We start from the raw sequence: 2558 nt of genomic DNA on the forward strand, positions 1-2558 counted from the left end.
GGTATCGCCATCAAACCAAAGCTGCACGGAAACATAATACTTGCCATAGTTGGGATACTTGATAACAGGGCTCACAACCGAAGAATTATTAGCAGTGCCTAATCCAACAGGGTCACCAAAATCCCACCATACGCTGTCAATGATATTTTTATAATTAAGGTCTAAATGAACGCTATCGCTACAGGAAGAAAGCACCTCAAAAGGAGGGGGCATGAGTTGGTTTGTACTAAGGCCAGGGAAAGATGCAAACAAACTCCAATCGGGAAATGTATGAAAGTTCATTTCTATCTGTACATTGTTAATATCAGAATCTTCGGGATTTATAATTCTGCATAAAAATTTATTTTCAGGGTTATTTGGTGTTTGGTTAGTTAAAGATATTTGATTTCGTTTAGCCAACATGAAATAAATATTACCATCTGGCCCCACTTGAGAATCAAGCCAATATTGTGTTGTTCCTGATGAAATTAATTGTAAGGGTTGAGGTAATGGGATTTGTACATGTGAGTTATAAAACGCTAAAGAATCTTTCGCGAATAAATCAGCTCTCTCAATAAAGAGTTGATTATTCCATGAACCGAACATATAAATATATCTTCCTTGCAAGGTTATACAATATTTTATAAAGGCTTGAGTATTTTGATTATTAATACCTGGTTTTAACGGAAAAAACAATCGATTAGTAGGATTTATGCTGAAATTAAAATTATTTTGATGCTTAAATCGTTCTAAAAAAGTGTGATGTATTCCATTAGAATCATATTTCTTTCCTAAGATAAAAAACGTCTCTGTTAATGGATGAAAAAAAAATAATTGTTCTGGAAATAACGATGTATTGTTTTGTCTAATTATATTATGGTTTAATATTTCTTGAAATCCTGTGGAATCAATTTTCACAATAATTACTGCTTTATTTGTTCCTGGTGCATCTATCATAAAAAAAATATTTCCTTTTGAGGAAATTGGCGTTAAATTTATTCCTGAATTAGCTCGATTTATAAAACTAACTGGGTTGGAATTATTATATGTATCAATTGAATCTATAGAAATAATTGTGGAATTATTTAATGTTATTTTATTTAATCTAATACTATGATTTTTTGTAGAAATATTTTCCGGTTCACCATATACATAATAATGAAAAATAACATTTTTATTATTAGAAAAATTTATGAAAAATGATGTTTTATTTTCACCAAAAAGTAAAGTATTAGGGCTAAATTTGTACTCATAAACCTCTCCTCCAGATATAATATTGTTATTTTTATCATAATACTTTCCATTTAAAAAATACAACAATATTTCACCCTTTTCATCACAATATACAGAACTTTGATTGTAGTCTCTATGATTCGGTTCATTCGGTATATATGGAACATTAAAAAAAGAAACCTGCGGTGTAGTAAAATCCATACCCAATCCTTGCCCAAAAATCCATTGCTTGGCTTGGTGTTGAGCCGAGCCAGGAAATGAGAAATGTAATGCAATAAAAAATAGTATATACCTTTTCATTTTAATAAACAATGATTTTCTGAGTATTGGTTTTTTGCGTTTCTTTATTTTTTGCTGATACTACATACATGCCAGGCTTAAGCAACAAAAGACCTTGCTTTATATTCAAACCTTCATAGGTGCCTATTCTTTGTCCTAAAGTATTATAGATAACATAATCATTTTTTTGAATAAGAATTTCATCCTTAGCGAGCACAATTTCTGCATTTTGTTTAGAAATAGTTTCAGGCAATCCGGTAGGGTTTTGAACTATGTAATGGGGATTGGCCTGTGCATTGGCTATTTTAAAATGTAAATTGTTGTCTTCGCTCCACCAGCAGATGGCATATTCCCAATCAAATCCGCAATTTCCTGAAATGGAAGGATACAGCTTGTTGGGCCAGCCTATTGTGGGTGCTTCATTAACTTCTTTAAAGTACGTTGCAAAGTTTATCGGATTATTAGGCGGTATGGGTGGTATGTTCATATCATACCAAATACCTCTACCTATAATATCTGAAAAACTTGAAATATGAGTCGTACTCCAAATAACATCATGATAATCACCAGTAGTAGCAATTGCAGGCATTTCATTAATACCAGATAAAGGGCTTGATAATGTATTCCAACCGCTTTGATTGCCATGTACTACTGAGTTTGCAACACCTGCAGTAACAAAATAATCAAAATTAAATCCAAACCCCAAACCCTCAATGCGAGGTCTAACTTTTTCAAAAGGTGGGTTTAAGGGTAATGGGTTAGAAAAAATTGGGCTTATGGTTGAAAGAAGATCTAATAATACAACATTGACATCTATCTGAAAACTTCCCGGTGATGTGACTTCTTCACCGACGAAGGTAAAATTCAATTCATCTTTAGATAATGATGGATTCTTAATATAGTTTATATCAGGATGAAATCTGCTCGCACTATAGGTTCTCAATCCATTGAAAAGAGGAACCATGTTTGCCGGACCGAAATTTGTACTTAATGTTCCCAATCTATAGTACAAATCATGCCCACTTGAATTGTCTTTATACACTACTGCAATTTCTTCCGGAAAAGAT

The 2558-nt window shown here is 32.5% G+C and carries 2 protein-coding genes; both read right to left on the minus strand.

Annotated features, from left to right (window positions below; genetic code table 11):
• The coding region (locus DES35_RS11305) for a hypothetical protein (RefSeq protein ID WP_147269360.1) at positions 1-1512 on the minus strand (1512 nt) is incomplete at its 3' end.
• Between the two features lies 1 nt (position 1513).
• On the minus strand, positions 1514-2558 hold a 1045-nt coding region (locus DES35_RS11610), incomplete at its 5' end, for a hypothetical protein (protein WP_170125750.1).

This window comes from Schleiferia thermophila (assembly GCF_003337435.1).
Classification (GTDB): domain Bacteria; phylum Bacteroidota; class Bacteroidia; order Flavobacteriales; family Schleiferiaceae; genus Schleiferia; species Schleiferia thermophila.